Source organism: Verrucomicrobium sp. GAS474, assembly GCF_900105685.1.
Lineage (GTDB): Bacteria > Verrucomicrobiota > Verrucomicrobiia > Methylacidiphilales > GAS474 > GAS474.
This window is the reverse complement of record NZ_LT629781.1, coordinates 1,963,584-1,984,264: the sequence shown is the minus strand read 5'-3', so window position 1 is coordinate 1,984,264 and position 20,681 is coordinate 1,963,584. Positions and strand designations below refer to the sequence as shown.

Here is a 20,681-nt window from a genome sequence, read left to right as displayed (position 1 = left end):
CCGCACTCGGACGCGTGATTCCTCCCAAGCGGACAAGAGATCTAGCAGACGTTCTCTACCCGAAGCAGACAGCCTAATGCGGTGCGGCTAAAAACAGTTCAGGCCTATCTGACGGGGAGGTCCAGGAGGGGCAAAGCCCCTCTTGCGTCTTAAAACACGTGCGGATGGCCTCCACCTGTACAGGGTCATCTGCCCGGTCCCGAAGGAGCGTTCACCGCCTCCTTAAATCCCCAGTTCCTTCTTCAGAACCGCCCCGTCCACTTTTCCCCGTTCCGTCCTCGGAAGAGACGGGAGGCACTTGAAAAGACGCGGCACCTTCCACGGCGGCAGGACGGTCGCGAGCCGCTGCCGCAAGGTCCGCTCATCCATTTCCGTCTCGACGACGGCGGCGAGGAAGTCGGCCCCCGAGCGGGTTCCGATCCCGACCCAGGCGTCCCGGACGTCGGCGACGCCCCGGAGCGCCGTCTCGATCTCCGAGGCGCGGAGCTTCCGCCCGCCGAGGTTCGCCACCTGGCTGGCGCGGCCCAGGAGGCGGATCGTCCCCAGGGCGGTCCACTCCCCGAGGTCGGTCAGAAGGAAGGAGCCGGAGGGGGTCGCCACCGCCGGGCTCTCGACCCGGAGGCGTCCGTTGCGGAGGATCCGGACCGTCACGCCGCGCAGCGGCTTCCCCAGCGCGCCCCCCTCGAGGGAATCGGCTCCCGTCTCGTCGAAGCAGATGCCGCCCGTTTCCGAGGAGCCGTAGAAGTTGTGGGCCCGGATGCCGAACTTTTCCGCGAACTGGGTCGCGATCTGCGGGGAGAGCGGCGCTCCCGCCGAGATCGCCATGCGGAGGGGCTCGAGCGAGACCTCGCCGGGCAGCTGGGCCAGCATCTTCAGCACCGGCGGGACGGTGGGGAAAAGGGTGACGCCATGCTCCGCGATCCACGCGGGGATCTGGCCGGGAAGGAAGGCCGCGGCGAAGACGATCGACGTCCCCTGGAGGATCAGCGGCAGGACGAGGTTCCCGAGGCCGTAGGAATGGGCGAAGGGGATCAGGCCGAGGTTCCGGTCGTCGGCCTTGATCCCCATCGTCGCCGTCACCTGCCGCCCGTCGGCGAGGAGGTGCTCCGCGCGGCACCGGATCTTCTTCGGCATGCCGGTCGAGCCCGAGGTGAGCTTCACGCACGCCTCCGCCGCGCTCCGCCGCATCCGCAGCTTCACGAGGCCGAGGTCCCGGCTGTCGAGCCAGTCGGCCCCGGCCTTCGCGGCGGCCGATTCGAGGGCCTGCTCCGGGATGCCTGCGTCGAGGGGAATGGCCGAGGCCCCCGCCTTCTGGATCGCGAGGAAGGAGGCGACCCAGGCGGCCGAATTCGGATGGCAGAGGGCGACCCGCCGTCCCCGCACGTCGGCGAGGCGTCCGGCGGAAAGCTCGAGCGCGAGGCGATGGAGCTCGCGCCGCGTCCACGTCTCCCCCGTCGCCGCGTCGATCATCGCCACGCGGGTCGGCCCGGCGGCGACGACTTTTTCCCACGTCGTCCAGAGGGCGGAGGGGGTCTGGTCGGATCCGTTCGCGTTCATGCGGAGGGAGGAGCGGGGACGGGATTCGGGCGGAAGAGCCGCCATTTCAGGAGCCTCGGGAACCGCCGCAGCATGCCGAAGAAGAGCCGCGCGTGGGTGCGGACGAGGAGGAGGTTGTCCCGCAGGTAATGGAAGTAGGAGACGCCGCCCTCTTCCCGCGAGGGGTAGAGGACGGGGACGGCGATGTTGATCGTGCGGAACCCCTCCCAATAGAGCCGCACGGCGACCTCGGTGTCGAAGTCGTACCGTCGCGCCGTCTTGATCCGGTCCATCACCGCGACGGTCTCGGCGACGGGATAGACGCGGAAGCCGAAGAGGGAATCGCGGATGCCGCCCCAGAGGGTCGCGATCTCGGTGAAGGTGTTCCCGCCCAGCCGCCCGTAGACGCGGGCCTTCGGGGCGTCGGGGCCGAAGGCCGGGACGCCGAGGATCAGCGTCCGCTCGTGGGCGTGGGCGAGGTTCATGAACTCGACGATCCGGTCGGCGGGATGCTGGCCGTCGGCATCCATGACGAGGGCGTGGCGGAACCCCTCTTTCCCGGCCTCCCGCAACCCGTCGAGGACGGCCGCCCCCTTCCCGCCGTTCACCCCGCGGACGAAGACGCGGAGGGCGGGCTCCTTCGCCGCCCACTCGAGGAGCGGGGCCTCGCTCCCGTCGGTGCTGGCGTCGACCACGACCCAGACCGGCTTCCACACGGCCAGGGCGGCCTCGACGGTGGAAAGGAGCTTCCGCCCGCTGTTGTAACTGGGGAGAAGGATCAGGCCCGTCTTGCTCGTGTCGAAATCAGAATCAGGCGGGGGAGTCGGCGGGCAGGTCATGGGAGGAAAGGGAAAGGCGGAAGTGGGACTCGATCCGGTCGCGGAAGGCGTTCAGCGATTCGTCCGGGGCGCGGACGAAGTCGGGGCCGACGACGAAACGATAACGGAGCGGAAGGGAGACGGGAAACGAAAAGAGCGGCGACCCCTTGCGGAGGAAGGAGCCGTTGAACGCCTCGACGGTCACCGCGACGACGGGAACCGAGGCCCCGTCGGCCATGAAGACGAAGCCCCGCTTCAGCTCGCCGACGGGGGGGACGGTGGTCCGGGTTCCCTCGGGGAAGACGAGGAGGACCTCCCCCCGGCGGAGCCGGTCGACGCAGTTGCGGATCAGGATCGTCGAATCGACGTTGCTCTCGTAGCCCGCCCCCCGGGCGATGGGGGCGATGAGGGGGTTGCAGAAGAGGCTCTCCTTCGCGATGCAGAAGGCGGGGGGAAGGCGGGAGAGCGCCAGGAGGGCGTCGATGAAGGTGGGATGGTTCATCGCCACGATCACGCCGGAACGGCGCGCCAGCTCGGGCAGCGTACCGAAGTCGATCACCGCCACCCCGCTCCAGAGGAGGTAGGCGACGAAGCCCCGGCAGAGGCGTCCGACGACGCGGCGCAATCCCCGCTCGCGGACCGAGGCGGGCAGGCAGAGCGAGACGAGGCTCGCGAGGAAGCAGAGCACGCAGCCGAGGAGGCCGCACAGGCAGGCGGAGAGAAAGGCCGCCCGCTGGGCGACGCTCCGGCCGGTTTGAGAAAAGCGGATTGATGACACGAAAAAGAAACCCCACGCACTCGATTCGACCCTTGCCCCACGCGGGGAAAACGGTCAGGGGGGATATTGAGCAAACCGGCGCGAACGTCAACGCCGGGGGAAGCGGCCCCTTCCCCTCCCCCGGGATCGACTTCCCCGCCGCCTTCCGGCAGGCTCCCTTCCCGGAATCCCCATGCCCCTCCCCCCTCCCCGCGCCCGCCGCCTCCTTTCCTTCGCCCTCGCCGGGGGCCTCGGCTCCCGGGCCGTGGGGGAGCTGCTCTCCCCCTCGGGATCGCTCCTGATCGCCCACAATTGGACGCTGGCGGCGGCGGCGGCTCTCCTGGTCCCCACGCTGGTCCGGAATGCGGGATGGTTCGGCCCGGTCGTCACCCGCTTCCCGACGCTCCGGCGCGAGGTCTGGCTGACGATCGACGACGGCCCCGACCCGGTCGAGACCCCGGCAATTCTCGACGTCCTAGCGCGGCACGGGGCGCAGGCGACCTTCTTCACGATCGGGGAGAAAGTCGACCGGTGGCCCGACCTCGCCCGGGCCGTCGTCGCTGCCGGGCATCGGGTGGAGAACCACACCTTTCGCCACCGGGCCGCCTCCTACTGGGCGGCCCTCCCGCCGCACGCGGGGCGGGAGATCGAGCGGGGCAGCGCCGCGATCGCCCGGGCCGTCGGGACGGCTCCCACCTCCTTCCGCGCCCCGGCGGGGCTCGCCAACCCCTTTGTCCACGCCGCGTGCGAGCGAGCGGGACTGCGGATGATCGGCTGGTCGGCGAGCGGCAACGACGGCATCGCCCACGATCCCGAGCGGGTCGTCGCGAAGATCCTCCGCGCCGTCCGCCCCGGCGCGATCATCCTCCTCCATGAGGGGCCGCTAAAGGGCCTCGCGCCGGGGACCCGGGCGCGGACCTTGGAGGCCGTCCTTCTCGGCCTCGCCGCCCAGGGCTACCGGACAGTGATTCCGACTCTTCCCAACGACGACCGGCAGGGATAAGGCCTAGCGCGCCTTCCGGTAGTCCTTCATCACCCGGATATGCCGCTCGTGGATCTCGGAGAGGGGAATCTGGACGCGAAACCGGTATTGGATGAGGGCCGGTCCCCATTCGCCGTTCGGCAGCGGCGCGGCCTTGAAGAGGAAATCGACCTCCCGCAGGGTGGCGAAGAACCAGGCGACCGAGACTGGCTGGAGGAGCTTCCCCTCGTTGCGGATCAGCGTGTAGTCGCTCTTCGCGAACCAGAGATACCCGGCGAGCCCGTTCGCGACCTTCTCCTCGCGGTTGCGGAAGGGCTGGTCCTTCTTCGGGGAGAACCGGACCTTGTAGCAGGGGACCCCGTCGATCACCTCGTCGCCTTCGAGGGTGTACTGGTAATGGTCGACGATCTTCAGGATGCTGAACGGCTCCTCGTGGGCCGCCTGCTCGGCCCCGGCCTCGATCTCCATCTTCTTCGCCGTGCCGTGATCGGACGATTCGGTCCCCCGCAGCGTGACGGTCTCGACGCTCGAATCGACGACCTTCCCCTCGCCGTCGAGCTTCTGGCGCGTCTCCTTCACCGTGTAGAAATAGGCGGCCCGGTGCCGCTCCAGCTCCTTGTCCCGTTCCACCATCTTGTGGACGAGGACCTCGGCCTTTTCATCGGCCCGGAGGGGGAGGACCACGACGAAGGCGAGGGCTAAACCGAGGAAGGCGAGGGAACGATTCATTGAGGTTGGGGTTCTCCGGGACGGGTTGCGGGCAGCCACGCCCGCAGGCAGGGCGTGGTGAGGAAGGTGCTGGCGAGGGCCATGAGGACGAGCATCGTGAAGAGAGTCTGCGGGATGATCCCCAGCTGGTAGCCGACGGCGGCGACGACGAGTTCGAGGAGGCCCCGCGTGTTCATGAGGATCGCGAGGCAGCGGGCCTCGGCCGGGGGAAGGCCCGCCACCCGTCCCGCCGCCCAGCAGCCGCCGAATTTCCCGACGACGGCGACGACGAGGAGGAGGGCGCACCACCCCCACAGCGAGGCCGCCGTCAGTCCGTTCACGTCGGTGTGGAGGCCGGTGTAGGTGAAGAAGATCGGGAGGAAGAAGACCCCGACGAGGAGCGAGGCCCTCTCCCGCCACCAGGCGACGAAGGCGAGCTCCTCGTGAAGCAGGACGCCGCACCAGAAGCCGCCGAAGATGACGTGGATGCCGATCTCCTGGGTGGCCCAGCCGAAGACGAAAAGCGCCGCGAGAAGGAGGCCGACCGCCGCCGCCCCGTCGGTCGAGACCGCCCGCCGCGCGAGCCGCCGCAGGAGGGGGCGGACCGCGAACCACGTCCCGGCGACGAAGAGCGCGACCGCCCCGAAGCGGAGCGCCAGGAAACCGCCGTCGAGCCGGGCCTGGGCGAGGGCGGTCACCGCCGCCAGCATCAGCCAGCCGGCGACGTCACCGACCGCCGCGCAGGTGATCGCGAGGACGCCGACCCGGCTCCGCCCGATGCCGAGCTCGAGGAGGATCCGTCCGAGCACCGGCATCGCCGTGATGCAGAGGGCGACGGCCATGAAGGAAACATAGGTCGGCCCCGGCACCCGGGGGGCGAACGTCCCGCGGGAGAGCCAGCCGAAGCCCGCCCCGAGCAGGGCCGGGAAGACGATGCCGACCGCCGCGACCCACCGGACCGCCCGGCGGTTGCCCCCTTCCCGGAGGTGGCCGAAGTCGAACTCGAGGCCGATCTGGAAGAGGATGAGGATCAGCCCGATCTGGCTGAGGATCGAGAGCGGCAGGGGCGAAGCCGTTTCAAAAAGAGCATGGAATGTCCCCGGCATCAGGCTTCCGAAGCAGGTCGGCCCCAGCAGGATCCCCGCGACCATCTCCCCCACGACCTGGGGCTGGCCGACGAGGCGGGCCGCCTTGCCCGCCGCCCGCGCCACCACGAGGATCAGGCTCAGCTGGAGGAGGAAATGGGACAAGGCCGCGTCGGCGGATTCTGGGGCGGCGGCCAGGAAGGACATCGGCGGAGGGGGCGATGCGCCGCCCGCCTAGGGGGCGACCGCCGCCGGGGCTTCGGCTGCGGCGGCGATGGCGACGCTTAGGATGCCCTTCCGGCTCGGCTCGAGCCCGGCGGCGGCGATGGCGGAGAGGACCCGCTGCTCGCTCATGATGACGCGGTCTTTCGTGTAGAGCCGGTAGCGGTCGCGCGAGGCGTCGGGGGTGAGGTTGATCGTCGCCAGGTTGGCCCCGGCGCGGAGGGCCCGCTCGTATCCCCGCGCCTCGAGGATGCCCATGGCGCTGACCGCCGGGATGATCCGCCGGGGGCTCATGAGGCGCATCGCGGTGACGAGGTTCAGCGTCTCCTCCAGGTCGGCGGCGGGATGGCCGCCCGTCGGCGTCTCGGCCCCGGGGATGAAGGGGCTGACGCTGTTCCCGACGAGGGGGAGGTCGGCGAGCCGCCGCAGGGTCTCGCCGAGCCGTTCCCGCGTCTGGCCTGGGAGGCCGTGGATGAAGCCGGAGGAGACCCGCCAGCCCCCGGCCGCGAGCCGCTCGATCGCGTCGAGGCGCGATTGGAAGGTCCCGGGGGCCTGGACCTCGCGGTAATGGGCCTCGTTCCCGGTCTCCAGCTTGATGATGTAGAAGCGGGCGCCCGCGTCGTAGAGCTCGCGGTAGAGCTTCTCCTCGAGGATGCCGAGGCAGACGCTGATCCCGAGGGTCGTCGTCCGGCGGACCTCGTCGATCAGCGGGATCAGGATCTCGCGGACGGCGACGGGATCCTCGCCGGTCTGGAAATTGATGTCGGTGACGCTCGCGGGGAGGCCGTCGAAGATCACCTCGCGCAGGGTTTCCCGCTCCATCCGGTAGCGGGAGAGTTCCCGGTTGTCCCGGCGCATGCCGCAGTAGGAGCAGTTCTGGCGGCAATAATTGGAGATCTCGACGACGGCGCGGACGAAGACCTCCCGGCCGAAGACCTCGTCCCGGAGGGCCGCGCCGCGGGCATGCCACGCGGCCTGGGCCTCGCCCCGGGCGTCGATCCTCCGCAGCATTTCGGGCGTCTCATCCATGGTAGTCTTGTCTCAAAAGCGTGGCCTAAGTTCCCGCAGGAACCGCCGGGCCGCCAGCCGATATTTACCGGACCGGCGTTCCTCCCCGAAACATGGGTCGCAAATTCGAGAAATCGAGCCTTTCTTTTTCGGCCTTTCGGCATCTACCTTCGGACCCAGAATGAAAAAGGTGGTCGTCACGGGCATGGGGATGGTGAGCCCGCTCGGTCCCGACACGGAAACCACCTGGCGGGCGATCCTTTCCGGGGCCTCCGCGCGGGGGCCCGTCGACCTCTTCGAGACCGAGGGGTGCCGTTGCCGGGAGGCCGCCCAGGTCCCGCTCTCACTCCCCCCGCCTGCGCCGGGCAGCAAAAAGGAGCAGCGCCTCAGCCGCGCCTCCCGCCTCGCCCTCCTCGCGGCGGGAGAGGCGCTCCGCCACGCCGCCCTTCCCGCGCCGGTCGCCGCCGCCATACCCCTCTCCCTGAGCACCACCGGCGGGGCGATGGAGTGGGGGGAACACTTCCTCCGCCGGGCGCTCGCCGGGAGCCGGACCCGGAAGCTCGCCCAACTCGCCCGCTACCAGCCCCAGCAGCAGGTCCTCGACCTCCGGCAGGCCTTCGGCCTCGGCGGCCCCTCGACCCTCATGGCCAACGCCTGCGCGAGCGGGGCGAACGCCATCGGCCACGGCTTCGACCTGATCCAGTGCGGCATGGCCGAGTGCGTCCTCGTCGGCGGCTACGAGGCGCTGGCGGAGCTCATCTTCGTCGGCTTCGATTGCCTCCAGTCCCTCAGCGGCACCCGCTGCCGCCCCTTCGACCTGAACCGGGACGGCCTCATGCTCGGCGAGGGGGCGGCCTTCCTCGTCCTGGAGAGCGAGGCCCACGCGCTGGCCCGGGGGGCGGCCCGGATCGGCTCGATTCTCGGTTACGGTCAGGCGCTCGACCTCCATCACCTGACCCAGCCCGCCCCCGCCGGGACGGCGCTGATCGCGGCGATGCGGTCCGCCCTCAAAGGGGCCTCGCTCCCGCCCGAAGCGATCAGCTACGTCAACGCCCACGGCACCGGGACGCCGATGAACGACGGCTCCGAGGCCGCCGCCTACGCCGAGGTCTTCGGCCCCGCGTTGGCCCGGATCGCCGTCAGCTCGACCAAGGCCGCCATCGGCCACACCCTCGGCGCGGCGGGCTCGATCGAGGCGTGCCTCGCCCTGCTCACCGCCCGGGACGGGACGCCCCCGCCCCAGCTTTTCAACGAGACCCCCCTCCCCGAAATGGCGGCCTCCCTCGCCCTCACCCACGCCTCCGCCCCGCTGAAGCCGGGACCGGTGATGAGCGTCAACCTCGGCTTCGGCGGCTCCAACGCCGCCCTGGTCCTCGGCCCCTGATCGGCAAAAAAGCAAAGCAAGACGAGATGAGCGCGAACACGTCCCCCGACCACCTCCTCGAAGTCATCGGCACCGGCGCCGTCGGCCCCGCCGGATGCGGCGTCGCCTTTCTCGACGCCCCGCCCCCGGCCCCCACCCTCGAGCCGCTCCTCTCCCGGACCGAGCCGACGATCCCCGTCCGCCGCGTCAACATGAAGGAGGAGGCCCTCCTCCGCTGGCAGAAGGAGCCCCGCCTCCGCCGCGCCAGCCCCCTCTCCTACTTCCTCGTCGAGGCGGCGGCCCAAGCCCTCGCCGGGACCGACCTCCCCCGGGAGCGGATCGGCCTCGTCTGCGCGGTGAGCACCGGCAGCGTCGTCTACAGCCGGAAGTTCTTCGCCGACACCCTGCGCCAAGGCCGCCGCCTCGCCAGCCCGGCCCTCTTCCCCGAAACGGTCTACAACTCCCCCGTCAGCCACGTCGCCGCCGTCCACCGCCTCTGCGGGGCCTGCTCGACCCTCGTCGGCGACGAGACGGCGTGGGTCGACGCCCTCCGCGTCGCCCAGGTGTGGCTCGCGCGGGAGACCGCCGACGCCGTCCTCGTGATCGGCGGGGAGGAACTCGACGCCCTCGCGCTGGAGGGGTTCCATTGCACCGGCTGGGTCCGCCGCGGCGTGGTGGCGACCGAGGGGGCCGGAGCGATCCTGGTGCGCCGCCCCTCTTCCAAGGAGGCCCCGGCGATCCATCCCCACCCGATCTCCCCCGCCTTCCGCACGAAGCCCGAGCGGCAGGCGGCGTGGCAGACCCTGCTGGCCTCCCTCGATCCCGCCCTCCCCCTCCGTTCCACGGCGGCCCTCACCCCTCGGAACGGCCCGGAGGGAACCGGGGCGGTCCTCCTCCCCCCCGCTCCCGGCCTCGCCTTCACCGCCTCGACAGCCTGGAGTTTCCTTCAGGCCCTGAAGGAACGCGGAGAACCCGGGCACGGCCCCTTCCACCTCCTCGTCCCGGGAACGAATACCGCCGTCAGCGCTGTTTCCTTCCTCTAGTTCGTCCACCTGACCTCAGCTTGATTTGCTTCCTCCGGGATGCTTGCTAGACTGTTCCCATTCCGCCCATGCAACCCGTCAGCCTTGAACAGATCCGCACCATGCTCGTCGAAAACTGCATGTTGAAAGTCGACCCCTCCACCATCGAGGAGGACACCCCCCTCCTCGGGCCCGACGGCCTGGGGCTCGACTCCCTCGACGCCCTCCAGCTGACCGTCGCCATCGAGGCCGCCTTCCAGACGCCGATCAAGGACCCCGCCCTCGCGAAGCAGATCCTCCAGACGCCGGGCACCATCCGGCATTGGGTCGAGCGGCAACAGGCCCTCTCCTCGTGAGTTCCGCTTCCGCCGCCCCCTCGCCAGCCCCCGCCCACTGGGACCTCGTCGTCATCGGCGGCGGCCCCGCCGGGAGCACCGCCGCGGCCCTCCTCGCAGCGGCGGGGAAGAAAGTCCTCGTCCTGGAGCGGGAAGCCTTCCCCCGGTTCCACATCGGCGAATCGCTCCTCCCCTACGGGAACGACGTCCTGAAGGAACTCGGCCTCTGGGAAAAACTCCATGCCGGGGGCTTCATGCCAAAGTACGGGGCCGAGTTCACCCTCGGCAACGCGGCGGGCATCCAGCGTTTCCTCTTCCGCCGGAACCTCGCCCCCGAATACGGCCAGACCTTCCAGGTGGAACGGGCGAAGTTCGACCACCTCCTCCTCCAAAACGCCGAGGAAAAGGGAGCCGTCGTCCTCCAGCAGTCGAAGGTCACCTCCCTCGCCACGACCGAGTCCGGGGCCACCGTCACCTACGAGCGGGAGGGAGCCTCCGCCACCGTCACCGCCTCCTGGCTCCTCGACGCCAGCGGACGGACCGCCCTCCTCGGCAACGCGCTGAAGCTCCCGAAGGACGACCTCGGCATGCGGAAGAAGATCGCCGTCTTCTCCCACTTCAAGGGCGTCTACCGCAACGAGGGCGAGGCCGCGGGCCACATCACCATCGTCCGCCTCGAGGACGCCTGGTGCTGGTTCATTCCCCTCGACGCGGAGAAAACCTCGGTCGGCCTCGTCCAATACCTCGACGCCTTCAAGGCCGCGGGCCGGACGCCCGAGGAGAGCTTCCATCACGCCGTCTCCGCCCACACCGAACTCCGCTTCCGGCTGAAGGACGCCGCGCGGCTCCGCGACTTCCATACCGAGGGGGAATACACCTTCCGCTTCGACCGCGCCGCCGGGCCCCGCTGGCTCCTGGCGGGCGACGCGGCGGGATTCATCGACCCGATCTTCTCCTCCGGCGTCATGGTCGCCCTCCGCTCCAGCCAGCTCGCCGCCAAGGCGATCCTGAAAGCCGATGCCGATGCCGTCCCGCGCGGGCTCACCGGCGGCGAGCAGCGCCGCTACACCCGCGAGGTGAAGAAGATGACCACCACCTTCCTGAACATGATCCGCATGTTCTACGACCGCTCCTCCTTCGAGGTCTTCATGGCCCCCCGCGCCCCCGCCGGGCTCCTCCGCGCCGTCCTCCACCTCGTCGCCGGGGACACGAACCTCTCGTGGCCGATCCGCTGGCGCGTCCGGGCCTTCTACGCCCTCTGCCGCCTCCAGCGGCACCGGGCCATCGCCCCGCGCCTCACCCTACTCGACGGCCGCGCCGCGGAAAAAGAGGGCGCATGAGCTCCCACCGGATGGAGTTCACCTACAACACCGGCTGGTTCCGGCTGGCGAACACGGTCTCCCGCCTCTTCCCCCGCCGCCTCCTCCGGCCCCTCGCCGCCCTCTGGGGCCTCCTCTTCGCCTGGAGCCACCCGAAGAAGGCCGCCCTCCTCCAGCGGAACCTCGACCTCCTCGGCGCCACCCCCCGGCCCAACCCGACGCGGACCTACATGGAATTCGCCCGCGTCATGGTCGATTACTTCTATGCCGGGGCCCATCCCCTGCCGCAGGCCATCGGGCTGGTCGAGGAGCGCCTCGGGATCGAGCACCTCCGGGCCGTCCATGCCAGCGGCCGGGGCGCCCTCCTCCTCACCCCCCACTTCAGCTTCTTCGAGCTCGGCGGCCTCATCATGCGGGACCTCGGCTACCCCATGACCGCCCTCACCCTGCCCGAGCCCTCGCCCGAGTTCACCGCCTGGCGCGCCGCCTACCGCCGCCGCTGGGGCGTGGAAACCCTCGTCGTCAGCGCCGACCCCTTCCAGTTCATCGAGATCAAGAAACAGATCGAGGCCGGGCAATTCGTCGCCGCCCTCTTCGACCGCCCCCACCCCACGCAGAGCTTCGCCGCGCAGCTCCCGGGCGGGGCCCTCCCCTGCTCCAGCGGCATCCTCCTCCTCGCCCTGCTCGCGAAGTGCCCCGTCATCCCCGTCACCGTCGTCGCGAAGCCGAACGGCCGCTACCGCCTCGAAGCTCATCCCCCCATCATCGTCGAGCGGCGGGGCTCCTCCGCCGAGACCCTCCGCCACTACACCCAGGTCCTCGCCGACGCCCTCCTCCCCACCCTCTCGCGGCATCCCGAGCAGTGGTTCCAATTCGCCTCCCTCGAAGCCGTTTCCCCCGCCGCGCCGACCGACGAAGCCACCCCATGAACCTCCCCCCCCTCACCCCCCACGGCCCCGACTTCTCCTTCATCGACGCCGTCGAGCAGATCGAGAACGACGGGGAGACGCGCCGCATCCGGGCGAAGAAATGGCTCGACCCGCAGCTCCCCTTCTTCGCCGACCACTTCCCCGGCGCCCCCCTCATGCCCGGCGTCCTCCTCATCGAGAGCGGAGCCCAGGCGGCGGGCATCCTGTGGGGCGACCTCCTCGCCCTGGAGAGCCAGGCCCGCTTCAGCCTCGCCCAGGTCGTCAGCTTCAAGATCCAGCGCCCCGTCCTCCCCGGCCAGACGATCCTCGTCCACGCCCGCCTCGAACGGGACTTCGGCCCCCTCGCCCAGTTCGCCGTCGAGATCGCGGAAGGCGATGCCGTCGTCGCCTCGGGGAAGATCATCCTCGCCCGCTAAAGAATAAGAAGAAGCGGAAGTTGGCGACCCCCAGGGGAGGCAGGACCTATTGCCTGCGCAGGAGGCGGAGCTCGCCTTGCAGGCGATCCAACTCCCGCCACAAGCCGCAGATCATCCGCAAGGTCCTCCGACTCACGCCGTGATGGAGGCGGTAATGCTCGAAGCGGCGCAACTCGTAGAGCGCGTCATCGTCGAAGACCGGCTCCGCCCCGGTTCCCTTCCAGCGGTCGCCGAAGAGGCCGAGCCGACAATAGTGCCGCAACATCTCGGGATGCACGCCCCCGAGGCGGGCGGCGGTTTCGAGCGAGTAGGAGGCGGGCTGCGCCTCCCCCACCCAGACCAGGGCGAGGGAATGGCTTTCGCGGGATGTCGGCTGATTCATATTTTTCCTTCGGGTTGGGTGCGGGGGATTTCCGCCTTCGTCCGTAATTGCTCCCAGAGAATCCGTTCCTCGGGCGAAACCGTCTCCGGCATGCGGATCCGCGCGACCGCATAGAGGTCGCCACGAAGGCCTCCCTCCTTGGGCAGCCCGATTCCCCGCAGCCGTAACCGACTTCCCGGGGCGGTCCCCGGGGGGACGCGGAGCGAGGTCGCGCCATCGAGCGTCGGAATCGTCGCCTGCACGCCTAGAACCGCATCCCACGGCGCGAGGTCGAGATCGCATTGGAGATCGGCCCCGCCCTCCTCCCCTGCTCCGTTCATCCGAAAATCGGGATGCCGCGCCAGGCGGACCCGGAGAAAAAGATCGCCCGCAGGACCCGCGCCACTGCCGCCTCCCCCTTGCCCGGCCAGGCGGATTCGCTGGCCTTCGCGCACCCCGGAAGGGATCCGCACCTGATAGCTGTCGACCCGATCGGCCACGCCCGGGCTTCCCGGTCGGCGCAGCGTCACCTGGCGCACCGATCCTCGCAAGACTTCCTCGAGCGTGACCAGGAGATCGGCCTCGACGTCGTGGCCCCGAGCAGCCATCCCGGCCCCTCCGCCAGGGCCGTACGCCGTCGAGTGCCGGGGGGTGCCGTAGCCGTCGCGCCCGCCGCCGAACATCGACTCGAAGAAATCGCTGAATCCCGTCCCGCCGAATTCGAAATCCGACGCCGCGGCCGAACCGCGCGCTCCCCCACGGGACGAGGGCTCCGGTCCCGCCTCCGCCTGCCCATTCTCGCCCAACTCATCGTAACGACGCCGCTTCTCGGGATCGCCCAGGACTTCATATGCCTCGTTGATTTCCTTGAACCTGGCCTCGCCCGCGGCCTTGTTCTTGGCGACATCGGGGTGGTGAATGCGGGCCAGCTTGCGGAACGCCTTCTTGATTTCCTCCGCCGAAGCCGAGCGTGGCACCTCCAGCTTCTCGTAGTAGTTTTGGAATTGGATGGCCATGCGATTACTTCCTCCCGAGCGCCGTTCGACCCTCGACCCCGATGGGCCGGGCCATTTCGGATCGAGGGTGTCCTCCGATCCTTCTACGGAAGCAGTATGGGAACCCCTTCCGGGGAAACCATGGGGTCTTCACCCCACGCCCGACGCCAGTAGGGTAAGACCCCATAGCCGCTTCCCGTCCGGCCCCTTACTCTTCCTCCATGAATTTCAGAGTCGTCGGCCCGATGGCCCAACCGGCTCGATTCGCGCCCCATCGGCGGACGGCGCCCGCCCCTTTGAAAGGATCATCATTATGTTAGGCACCGTTCTGCTCGTCGTTCTCATCCTCATGCTGCTCGGCGCCCTGCCGACCTGGCCGCACAGCCGCAGCTGGGGCTACTACCCGAGCGGCGGACTCGGCCTGATCGTCGTGATCCTGCTCCTCCTGTTCCTCCTCGGAAAAATCTGACCATCGAATCTTCAGACCTTCGTCCAACCCCGCCTCCCGCCCTTCAAACCCATCCCATGACCACGCCTCCCGCCCCCCTCGATCTTTCCAAAACCGCCCCCCGCAGCCCGCGCGTCCGCATCGCCGGATTCGCCCTCGCCCTCCGCTCCGCCGACAAGTGCCGCTCCGCCCTCGCCGGAACCCCGGGCGAATACCATTACGACTGCCCCCTCGACAAGATGCTCTTCGCCTTCAAGGGGATCACCGGCGACCAGTTCAAGGCCGCCGTCCACGCCCCGCGGAACGACGAGGAGATCGGCCTCTGGCTGACCACCAACGGGATCTCCAAGACGCCCCTGGAAACCGCGGCCTGGTCCGATTCGATGGAAAACGCCCGCCCGATCGAGAACCCCGAGCGGCGGGCCGACTTCATCGCGAACTGCGGCAAGGTCGGGATCAACCCCGAGACGAGCACCCTCTTCGACTGGCTCGAGGCCGATGACATCGCCACCTTCCGCCCCAAGGCCGAACACACCCGCCTGATCTTCAATCCGTGAACAGCGACACCGCCGCCCCGCCCTCCCCGCAGGAAGCCTCCCGCGAGGCACGCTTCCTGGCGCTCCAGAAGGCCTCCGAAGAAAACAGGAACGCCCGGCAGAAGACCGTCTCCCGGGCACAATCGACCGTCTCCGCTTGAGCACCCGCCGCCCCAAGGCCTCCGACGCCGCGCCGCCCGACATGACGGTGCGCGTCGGATGCCGCCTCGTTTACGAAGCGCCGCTGCCGACGCCCATCCTCCTCCTCATCCGCCCCCGCCTCGAGCGCCCCCACCGCATCCTTCGGGAAAAGCTGTCGATCCCCTCCGTCCGAAAATCGGACGCCGCCCGCGATGCGAACGGGAACATCACCCATCGCTGGACGCTGCCGCCAGGCCGGACCACCATCGTCCATGACGCCCTGGTCGAGATCTCCTCCCGGCCCGATAATTTCGAGCCGAAGACCCATTCGGTTCCCGTCGCGGAGCTCTCGCTCGACATCCTGCGCTACACCCTGCCGAGCCGCTACTGCGACTCCGACAAGATGCTCCGCTTCGCCGCCACCCAGTTCGGCCACCTCATCAACGGGATCGACCGGGTCATCGCCATCTGCAACTGGACCCACCGGAACATCCGCTACGTCACCTGCTCCGGCCGCCCCGATCTTTCGGCCTCCGAGGTGATGGCCCGCGGCTACGGCGTGTGCCGGGATTTCGCCCACGTGGCCATCGCCCTCTGCCGGGCCGTGAACCTGCCCGCCCGCTACGTCTCGGGACACATGCCCGACATCGGCTTTCGCGATGCCGGAGGAGCCATGGATTTCCACGCCTATTTCGAGGTCTACCTCGAACACCAATGGCGGCCCTTCGACGCCCGCTTCAACATCCCCCGCATCGGGCGGATCAAGATCTCCCACGGCCTCGACGCCGTCGACGGCTCCTTCGCGACCACCTACGGGGAAGCCCAGCTCACCTTCTTCGAGGTCTGGGCCTACCAGGTCAAGCCGGGGACCGTTTCCCTCGGCGACCCGATCGATCTCTCCAAGCGGCTCGACGGCACCCCCCGGATCCGTTTCCGCTAGAGCCCCCATGCAACTGCACATCCATCATCGGACGACCTACCAGTACGCCTCCCCGGTCGCCTTCGGCCCCCACAGGCTCCTGGTGCGGCCCCGGGAAAGCCACGGCCTCCGCATCGTGAAGAGCTCCATCCGCCTCTCCCCCTCCCACCGCTTCCGATGGATGCGCGACCCCCAGGAGAACAACGTCGGCCTCGTCGACTTCACCCAATCCTCGACCGAGCTGGTGGTCGACAGCGAATGCACCGTCGATTCCGCCGACCGGAATCCCTTCGACTTCGTCATCCCGCCCGAGGCCGTCGAATACCCCTTCTCCTACGAGCCCGAACTCCTCGCGGAACTCCTCCCGCTCTCCCTCAACCTCTACGCGCGGGACGGGAATCGGATCGGACGATGGCTTCATCCCTTCTGGCACCCCGGAAAAAGAACGGAGACCCTCCCCCTCCTCCAGCGGATCAACACGGCCATCTTCACCACCTTCACCTACCGGCGGCGGATGGAGAAAGGAGTCCAATCCCCGGCGGAGACCATCGAAAACAACAGCGGATCGTGCCGCGATTTCGCCACCCTCTTCGTCGAGACCTGCCGCTTCCTCGGCCTGGCCGCCCGGTTCGTCAGCGGCTACATGCACTCCGCCGAAATCGAGGGCCGGATGTCGATGCACGGATGGGCCGAGGTCTACCTTCCCGGCGCGGGATGGATCGGCTTCGACCCCAGCTGGGGCCTCCTCGCCTCGGCCCAATACGTCCCCGTCGCCGTCTCCCGGCATCCCGAGCACGTCCCGCCCATCTCCGGCACCTACTTCGGAACCCAGCGCGATTTCGTGAGATCGACCGTCGACCTCTACGTCACCGAAATCGCCTCCCCCTCCCCGCTCTCTTTTTGAAGGTGCGGTCATCGTCCGCCAGCGACAGGAAGAGGGACCGCGAAAGATCGCGGCGGCTGATTAATCTGCAATCGCCTAGTCTTGCGAGAGGAAACTTATTCGTTGCGATAAGGAAGCGGAGGATCGCTCTAGAATAGACAGGGAGGGACTGCCTGCGCGTTAGCGCAACTCTTCGTAAAGGGGAGAATATCTTCTTCGATGGGTGGATTGGGGGACAAAGGAAGAGGTTCAAGAATGGGTCTCAAAATTTCTCGTTACTCCCGAGAATGCACTCACCTTTATTCGATGCTTTGCTGGTAGAGTAAGATGGGCAGACGGTCGCGAGGAGCCGTTGCTTTTCGGCGAATCTATTGATGGCTTCTATCCTATCGAGACCATTGACTCTCTTCTCTCTCAAGTTCCCGACTCTGACCTGACCGATTGGGATCGAAGCCAAAAGAAACTTCTAGCTTTTGCAGTCTCCCAGAAATCCGCGGGACTTCCCTATTCTCAGATTCAGCTACGAGACTTAGATCGCCCTTAACTTACTCCGTCCGCGGAATATCGAAGGCGAGGATGGTGACATGCAACGTCTTCGACGGGTCGTCCTTGTGCCGGAGCCGATAGCGAAACCGTGTGCTCCCTTGTTTCCCTTCATTCTTCACAAAATTGGGGTGTGCCTCGACCACTCCCTCAATACTCGCCAGCACCTTGCTAAAGTCTTTGTTCCGGTTAAAGAGAAGGATTGCCGCCTTTGAATCCCGCCAAACCAAATAGCCGAGAAGCTGGTCGATGGTCTCGGTCAACTGCTGTGGGCCACCCCAGAACTTGCACTCCGCAATGAAGACATTTCTGTCGTTCTCCCTGATCAAAATGTCGGTCTTTCCCGCGCCGTTGAATGTTTCACCAGAAGCACGCCCCTCATAATGGCTATTGAGAGCAACCAGAAAGTGACTTCTCAACGTCTCCTCCCCGATATTTTGAAAATCACGCGGACTCCGTTCCATCACATGCACCATGCTTTCGATGACCCCGAGAATGTGCTGGTAGATATTTTCGTCGATGGCGGGTTCGGGCTTGAAGGCGGCACTAGAAGACGGAGGCAGAGTGGGAGCGATCTTCTTTTTCACCGCGGGAACAGTGTAAGTCGGTGTGGCTCCTTGTCTCGGCTTCATTGGGAGACCTAGGCTTGCTGCGACATTCTGGGCCGCGAGTAATTTCTTTCTTCGTCTCTCGATGATTTCCCGGGCAATGCCTTCAATCTGAGCAGCGTATTCTTTGAAGTTATCAGCCAAAATCGCGAGATTCTGACGCACAGAAGCGATCCAGTTTTGGTATTCGCTTCTTACCTCTTCGGGTCGCAAACCGACTCCTTCTCTGTAGAAGAAAATAATGCCGTCCTTCACTGCTCCATGTGGAGGATTGAAGGAAAAAGGATTGGGCCGAATATTGAATACGCTAGAGTCTCCTGTGAAGGGAACCTCGATAGTGAAGGAGTCGCCCATTACACGGGTATTCCCTCGAAACGAAAAGCGATGATCTCCTGAGAGATCTACCCTCACTTCTTGAGGCTCGTGAACCTGAACCGCAGCTTCGTTCAGCACGGGTACATCGACCGAAAAACGATCGACAAAGTATTTTACCAACGCCTCGACATCGGTATTCAGTAGTCGATTGCCCTCAATCTGATCTACTTCCGTCTGAATAGCATCACGAAGATTAGGGATGCCCCCATGTTGGATCGTGAAAAGCGCCCTCGTACTGATACTCATGCGTCTGTGTAGTGGGTCGTTCCCCGTTGAATTTCCTCAACGGAAACTCTGCCATGATTAAGGAGTGCGCCACTTGTCCCGGCCACCCGCCTTCGTATCGCGCACCCGCTCGACGTGGATCGCGGCACCCGGATTAAGCTGGCCCGCTTTCGCGATTGCCGCGGCCTGGGTCGGAGCAACGGCACTCGCCCGTTCCGAGTTCGGTTTTCTCACTGCATAGTCGCCCTGAGGGCGCCTCTCAACATACAAGGGTTTATCGGCCATAATAGGCCACAGAATATCACAACCAGTGGTATAGTCAAATCAACTTAAGCACAACATTTGGTATGTAGACTTTTAGAAAATGTTGGTAGTCTTCTGGTATGCAGCCTCTGTGGCCAGATTCTCTCTCCCTTGTCTCTCTGGCTGTACAGGGGATGGAGGAAGCCTACTCGCTCAGAAAGCAGGATATCTGCTCCATTGTTCGTTCTGACTGCATTCTCGTTCTCGATACCCACCGACCTGAAGCTCCCTCTGGGCGGGAACGATGGCAGGTTGTTCTCGCCTTCCCTTCCCCCGACCTTGCCCTGGCTGCCGAAGCTGTTCTACATGCCAGCCAGGAGCCTGAAATCGATCTTCTGTGGATTCAGGGAATGGTCTCGCTGGTTGAAAACGAGGTTGAGGCATGGGGTGAAGCGGATGCCCTCTTTGAGCATATCGTCGGATCGCGTCCCAAGGAACGTCTGAGCAAGCCAGGATCTACTCCGGCGCTCTTCTATCTTCTTTAGATTCCTGCTGTCGCCTTTACGTTGTAAGAGCAACAGCACGGCGATTTTCGCATGGAATCAGCGACACGGAGCTTCGGCGAATTTGTCTAAACGGCTGAAGTTCAGCGGCCTGTCGCTGAATCGATTTAAGCAAACCGGGTGTTTGTCGCCGGTTCCGATGCAAAAGCTGTCGCTGGATCAGCGATCGCCAACACCCCGGCTTTTTGGGACGCCCTGTCCTGGCGGGACGGAGTCCCGCTGCGGACAGGGAGGGATTCGAACCCCCGGTCCCCGTGAAGGGACGCCTGATTTCGAGTCAGGTACAATCGACCACTCTGCCACCTGTCCTGGGCTTGCGGGAGGGCAAGGATAGAACAAAGAAGGGACGGGGAGGAAGTCTTTTCCTTCACTCTTTTTCGGCTCCCCCCGCTCCGCTTGCTCCTTTGGGGCGTTGCCGCTAGGTTTTCCCTGTGACCGATCATCCCGAACCCATGGTGGTTTATTTCGACGGCGTTTGCTCTCTCTGCAATGCCTTCGTCGATTTCGCCATCCGGCGGGACACGGGGCGGCGCCTCCGTTACGCCTCGCAGCAGGGGCAGGCCTTCGCGGCCCTGAAGGCCCGCCATCCGGGGCTCACGGCGGGGACGGAGACGGTGGTGGCGGCGGAGCCCCGGCCCGACGGGACGGAGCGCCTTTACCTCGAGTCGGACGCGACCTTCGCGGTCCTGGCCCGGCTGCCGGGGGGGTGGGGGTGGCTCCGCTATGGGCGGCTCGTTCCCCGGCCGATCCGCAACTTCTTCTACCGCCTGATCGCCCGCCACCGTTACCGCCTGTTCGGGAAACGGGAGACGTGCCGCCTCCCCTCCCCGGAGGAACGGGCGCTTTTTCTCGACTAGTCACCAGGGTACCGCTTAGAAGGGGGGCGTTATGTCCAATTCCCCCGCCCCGTCTGTCGATAAGCTCCAGGAAATCTTCCGCCTCCAGGAGGCGCTGAACAAGCGGATCGGCGTCGACACGACCGCGATGAGCGAGGAGGAGAAGACGAAGTGGATCCTGAATTACACCCGCGCGATGAGCCAGGAGATGGCGGAGCTGATCGACAGCGTCCCGTGGAAGTGGTGGGCGAAGTACCAGAAGTTCGACGAACAGAATGCCCGGGTCGAGATCGTCGACCTCTTCCACTTCCTCGTCTCGATGGCGCAGGTGCTGGGGATGACGGCCGACGATATCTTCGCCGCCTACCAGCAGAAGCACGAGGTGAACCTGAAGCGCCAGGAATCGGGCTACGCGGTGAAGGATCACAACGACTCGAAGCACATCTGAGCGATTTCCCCAAAGAGGCCTGAAAAAGAGGCTTAAAAGTGTCCTCTTTGCTTTTCC

At 66.7% G+C, this 20,681-nt stretch carries 25 protein-coding genes and 1 tRNA gene; 15 read left to right on the top strand and 11 right to left on the bottom strand.

Translation table 11 applies throughout. The annotated features are described in order from the left end of the window. Window positions 1–222: 222 nt before the first annotated feature. The 3 genes from BLU04_RS08290 to BLU04_RS08280 are packed head-to-tail and all read right to left on the bottom strand — an operon-like array spanning window position 223 to window position 3,132. On the bottom strand, window positions 223–1,557 hold the full coding sequence (locus BLU04_RS08290) for a class I adenylate-forming enzyme family protein (RefSeq protein WP_162274663.1): 1,335 nt from the start codon (window positions 1,555–1,557) through the stop codon (window positions 223–225). Continuing rightward, window positions 1,554–2,375, bottom strand: coding sequence for a glycosyltransferase family 2 protein (locus tag BLU04_RS08285; RefSeq protein WP_093284560.1), 822 nt, complete (start codon window positions 2,373–2,375; stop codon window positions 1,554–1,556). The genes BLU04_RS08290 and BLU04_RS08285 overlap by 4 nt, the downstream gene beginning before the upstream one ends. Next, window positions 2,347–3,132, bottom strand: coding sequence for a lysophospholipid acyltransferase family protein (locus BLU04_RS08280; protein WP_093284557.1), 786 nt, complete (start codon window positions 3,130–3,132; stop codon window positions 2,347–2,349). The genes BLU04_RS08285 and BLU04_RS08280 overlap by 29 nt, the downstream gene beginning before the upstream one ends. Before the next feature lie 172 nt (window positions 3,133–3,304). Between BLU04_RS08280 and BLU04_RS08275 the strand changes: the two genes are divergently transcribed. Then, the gene (locus tag BLU04_RS08275) at window positions 3,305–4,114 is read left to right on the top strand and encodes a polysaccharide deacetylase family protein (RefSeq protein WP_093284554.1); all 810 of its coding nucleotides are present in this window, start codon (window positions 3,305–3,307) and stop codon (window positions 4,112–4,114) included. Window positions 4,115–4,117: 3 nt separating this feature from the next. Here BLU04_RS08275 and BLU04_RS08270 read toward each other — a convergent pair whose 3' ends face one another. The 3 genes from BLU04_RS08270 to BLU04_RS08260 are packed head-to-tail and all read right to left on the bottom strand — an operon-like array spanning window position 4,118 to window position 7,137. After that, window positions 4,118–4,822, bottom strand: a complete 705-nt coding sequence (locus tag BLU04_RS08270) for a hypothetical protein (protein WP_093284552.1) — start codon at window positions 4,820–4,822, stop codon at window positions 4,118–4,120. Beyond that, window positions 4,819–6,093, bottom strand: a complete 1,275-nt coding sequence (locus tag BLU04_RS08265) for a cation:proton antiporter (RefSeq protein ID WP_093284549.1) — start codon at window positions 6,091–6,093, stop codon at window positions 4,819–4,821. Before BLU04_RS08265 ends, BLU04_RS08270 begins: the two co-directional genes overlap by 4 nt. A gap of 27 nt (window positions 6,094–6,120) precedes the next feature. Beyond that, the gene (locus BLU04_RS08260) at window positions 6,121–7,137 is read right to left on the bottom strand and encodes a radical SAM protein (protein ID WP_093284546.1); all 1,017 of its coding nucleotides are present in this window, start codon (window positions 7,135–7,137) and stop codon (window positions 6,121–6,123) included. Window positions 7,138–7,297: 160 nt separating this feature from the next. Between BLU04_RS08260 and BLU04_RS08255 the strand changes: the two genes are divergently transcribed. The 6 genes from BLU04_RS08255 (at window position 7,298) to BLU04_RS08230 (ending at window position 12,500) form a co-directional block, all read left to right on the top strand. Then, window positions 7,298–8,500 carry a beta-ketoacyl-[acyl-carrier-protein] synthase family protein gene (locus tag BLU04_RS08255; protein WP_162274662.1) on the top strand — a complete coding sequence of 401 codons (1,203 nt, stop codon included), beginning with the start codon at window positions 7,298–7,300 and terminating at the stop codon, window positions 8,498–8,500. A 26-nt stretch (window positions 8,501–8,526) separates the two neighbouring features. Further along, window positions 8,527–9,522 (top strand): hypothetical protein, encoded by a 996-nt coding sequence (locus BLU04_RS08250; protein ID WP_093284541.1) that lies wholly within the window; start codon window positions 8,527–8,529, stop codon window positions 9,520–9,522. Window positions 9,523–9,590: 68 nt separating this feature from the next. After that, window positions 9,591–9,857 (top strand): acyl carrier protein, encoded by a 267-nt coding sequence (locus tag BLU04_RS08245; RefSeq protein ID WP_093284538.1) that lies wholly within the window; start codon window positions 9,591–9,593, stop codon window positions 9,855–9,857. Continuing rightward, a complete protein-coding gene (locus BLU04_RS08240) occupies window positions 9,854–11,176 on the top strand; it encodes an NAD(P)/FAD-dependent oxidoreductase (RefSeq protein ID WP_162274661.1) in 1,323 nt (440 codons plus the stop codon). Before BLU04_RS08245 ends, BLU04_RS08240 begins: the two co-directional genes overlap by 4 nt. Next, window positions 11,173–12,084 carry a lysophospholipid acyltransferase family protein gene (locus tag BLU04_RS08235; RefSeq protein WP_093284532.1) on the top strand — a complete coding sequence of 304 codons (912 nt, stop codon included), beginning with the start codon at window positions 11,173–11,175 and terminating at the stop codon, window positions 12,082–12,084. Before BLU04_RS08240 ends, BLU04_RS08235 begins: the two co-directional genes overlap by 4 nt. Further along, complete coding sequence (locus BLU04_RS08230; protein ID WP_093284530.1) at window positions 12,081–12,500, top strand: FabA/FabZ family ACP-dehydratase; 420 nt, start codon at window positions 12,081–12,083, stop codon at window positions 12,498–12,500. Before BLU04_RS08235 ends, BLU04_RS08230 begins: the two co-directional genes overlap by 4 nt. 46 nt (window positions 12,501–12,546) lie before the next feature. On the opposite strand, the gene BLU04_RS08225 is transcribed toward BLU04_RS08230, so the two are convergent. Together BLU04_RS08225 and BLU04_RS08220 are read right to left on the bottom strand one after the other, a co-directional pair. After that, window positions 12,547–12,882 (bottom strand): hypothetical protein, encoded by a 336-nt coding sequence (locus BLU04_RS08225; RefSeq protein ID WP_093284527.1) that lies wholly within the window; start codon window positions 12,880–12,882, stop codon window positions 12,547–12,549. Continuing rightward, window positions 12,879–13,877: a J domain-containing protein gene (locus tag BLU04_RS08220; RefSeq protein ID WP_093284525.1), complete on the bottom strand. Its 999-nt coding sequence runs from the start codon at window positions 13,875–13,877 to the stop codon at window positions 12,879–12,881. Before BLU04_RS08220 ends, BLU04_RS08225 begins: the two co-directional genes overlap by 4 nt. Window positions 13,878–14,169: 292 nt before the next feature. On the opposite strand from BLU04_RS08220, the gene BLU04_RS08215 reads away from it, so the two are divergent. From BLU04_RS08215 to BLU04_RS08200, 5 genes are read left to right on the top strand one after another with little or no spacing between them, the layout of a single operon-like run. Continuing rightward, entirely contained in the window at window positions 14,170–14,325 is a 156-nt protein-coding gene (locus tag BLU04_RS08215; RefSeq protein WP_093284522.1) for a DUF3309 family protein, read from the top strand. 56 nt (window positions 14,326–14,381) lie between these two features. Then, window positions 14,382–14,861: a DUF5069 domain-containing protein gene (locus tag BLU04_RS08210; RefSeq protein ID WP_093284519.1), complete on the top strand. Its 480-nt coding sequence runs from the start codon at window positions 14,382–14,384 to the stop codon at window positions 14,859–14,861. Beyond that, complete coding sequence (locus BLU04_RS16410; RefSeq protein ID WP_157895211.1) at window positions 14,858–15,001, top strand: hypothetical protein; 144 nt, start codon at window positions 14,858–14,860, stop codon at window positions 14,999–15,001. Before BLU04_RS08210 ends, BLU04_RS16410 begins: the two co-directional genes overlap by 4 nt. Continuing rightward, window positions 14,998–15,921 (top strand): transglutaminase family protein, encoded by a 924-nt coding sequence (locus tag BLU04_RS08205; RefSeq protein ID WP_093284517.1) that lies wholly within the window; start codon window positions 14,998–15,000, stop codon window positions 15,919–15,921. The genes BLU04_RS16410 and BLU04_RS08205 overlap by 4 nt, the downstream gene beginning before the upstream one ends. 7 nt (window positions 15,922–15,928) lie before the next feature. After that, complete coding sequence (locus tag BLU04_RS08200; RefSeq protein WP_157895210.1) at window positions 15,929–16,804, top strand: transglutaminase family protein; 876 nt, start codon at window positions 15,929–15,931, stop codon at window positions 16,802–16,804. A 524-nt stretch (window positions 16,805–17,328) separates the two neighbouring features. Here the strand turns inward: BLU04_RS08200 and BLU04_RS16405 are convergent. Beyond that, window positions 17,329–18,555: a hypothetical protein gene (locus tag BLU04_RS16405; protein ID WP_157895209.1), complete on the bottom strand. Its 1,227-nt coding sequence runs from the start codon at window positions 18,553–18,555 to the stop codon at window positions 17,329–17,331. Window positions 18,556–18,612: 57 nt separating this feature from the next. Further along, complete coding sequence (locus BLU04_RS08190; protein ID WP_093284509.1) at window positions 18,613–18,819, bottom strand: DUF2188 domain-containing protein; 207 nt, start codon at window positions 18,817–18,819, stop codon at window positions 18,613–18,615. Window positions 18,820–18,971: 152 nt separating this feature from the next. Here BLU04_RS08190 and BLU04_RS16400 point away from each other — a divergent pair, with 152 nt between their 5' ends. Further along, window positions 18,972–19,322, top strand: coding sequence for a hypothetical protein (locus tag BLU04_RS16400; protein WP_157895208.1), 351 nt, complete (start codon window positions 18,972–18,974; stop codon window positions 19,320–19,322). Window positions 19,323–19,562: 240 nt separating this feature from the next. Here BLU04_RS16400 and BLU04_RS08180 read toward each other — a convergent pair. Then, a tRNA-Ser gene (locus BLU04_RS08180) sits at window positions 19,563–19,649 on the bottom strand. Between the two features lie 143 nt (window positions 19,650–19,792). On the opposite strand from BLU04_RS08180, the gene BLU04_RS08175 reads away from it, so the two are divergent. Both BLU04_RS08175 and BLU04_RS08170 read left to right on the top strand, forming a co-directional pair. Then, window positions 19,793–20,197 (top strand): DCC1-like thiol-disulfide oxidoreductase family protein, encoded by a 405-nt coding sequence (locus tag BLU04_RS08175; protein ID WP_093284504.1) that lies wholly within the window; start codon window positions 19,793–19,795, stop codon window positions 20,195–20,197. Window positions 20,198–20,228: 31 nt separating this feature from the next. Then, window positions 20,229–20,624 (top strand): dUTPase, encoded by a 396-nt coding sequence (locus BLU04_RS08170; protein ID WP_093284502.1) that lies wholly within the window; start codon window positions 20,229–20,231, stop codon window positions 20,622–20,624. Window positions 20,625–20,681: the final 57 nt, after the last annotated feature.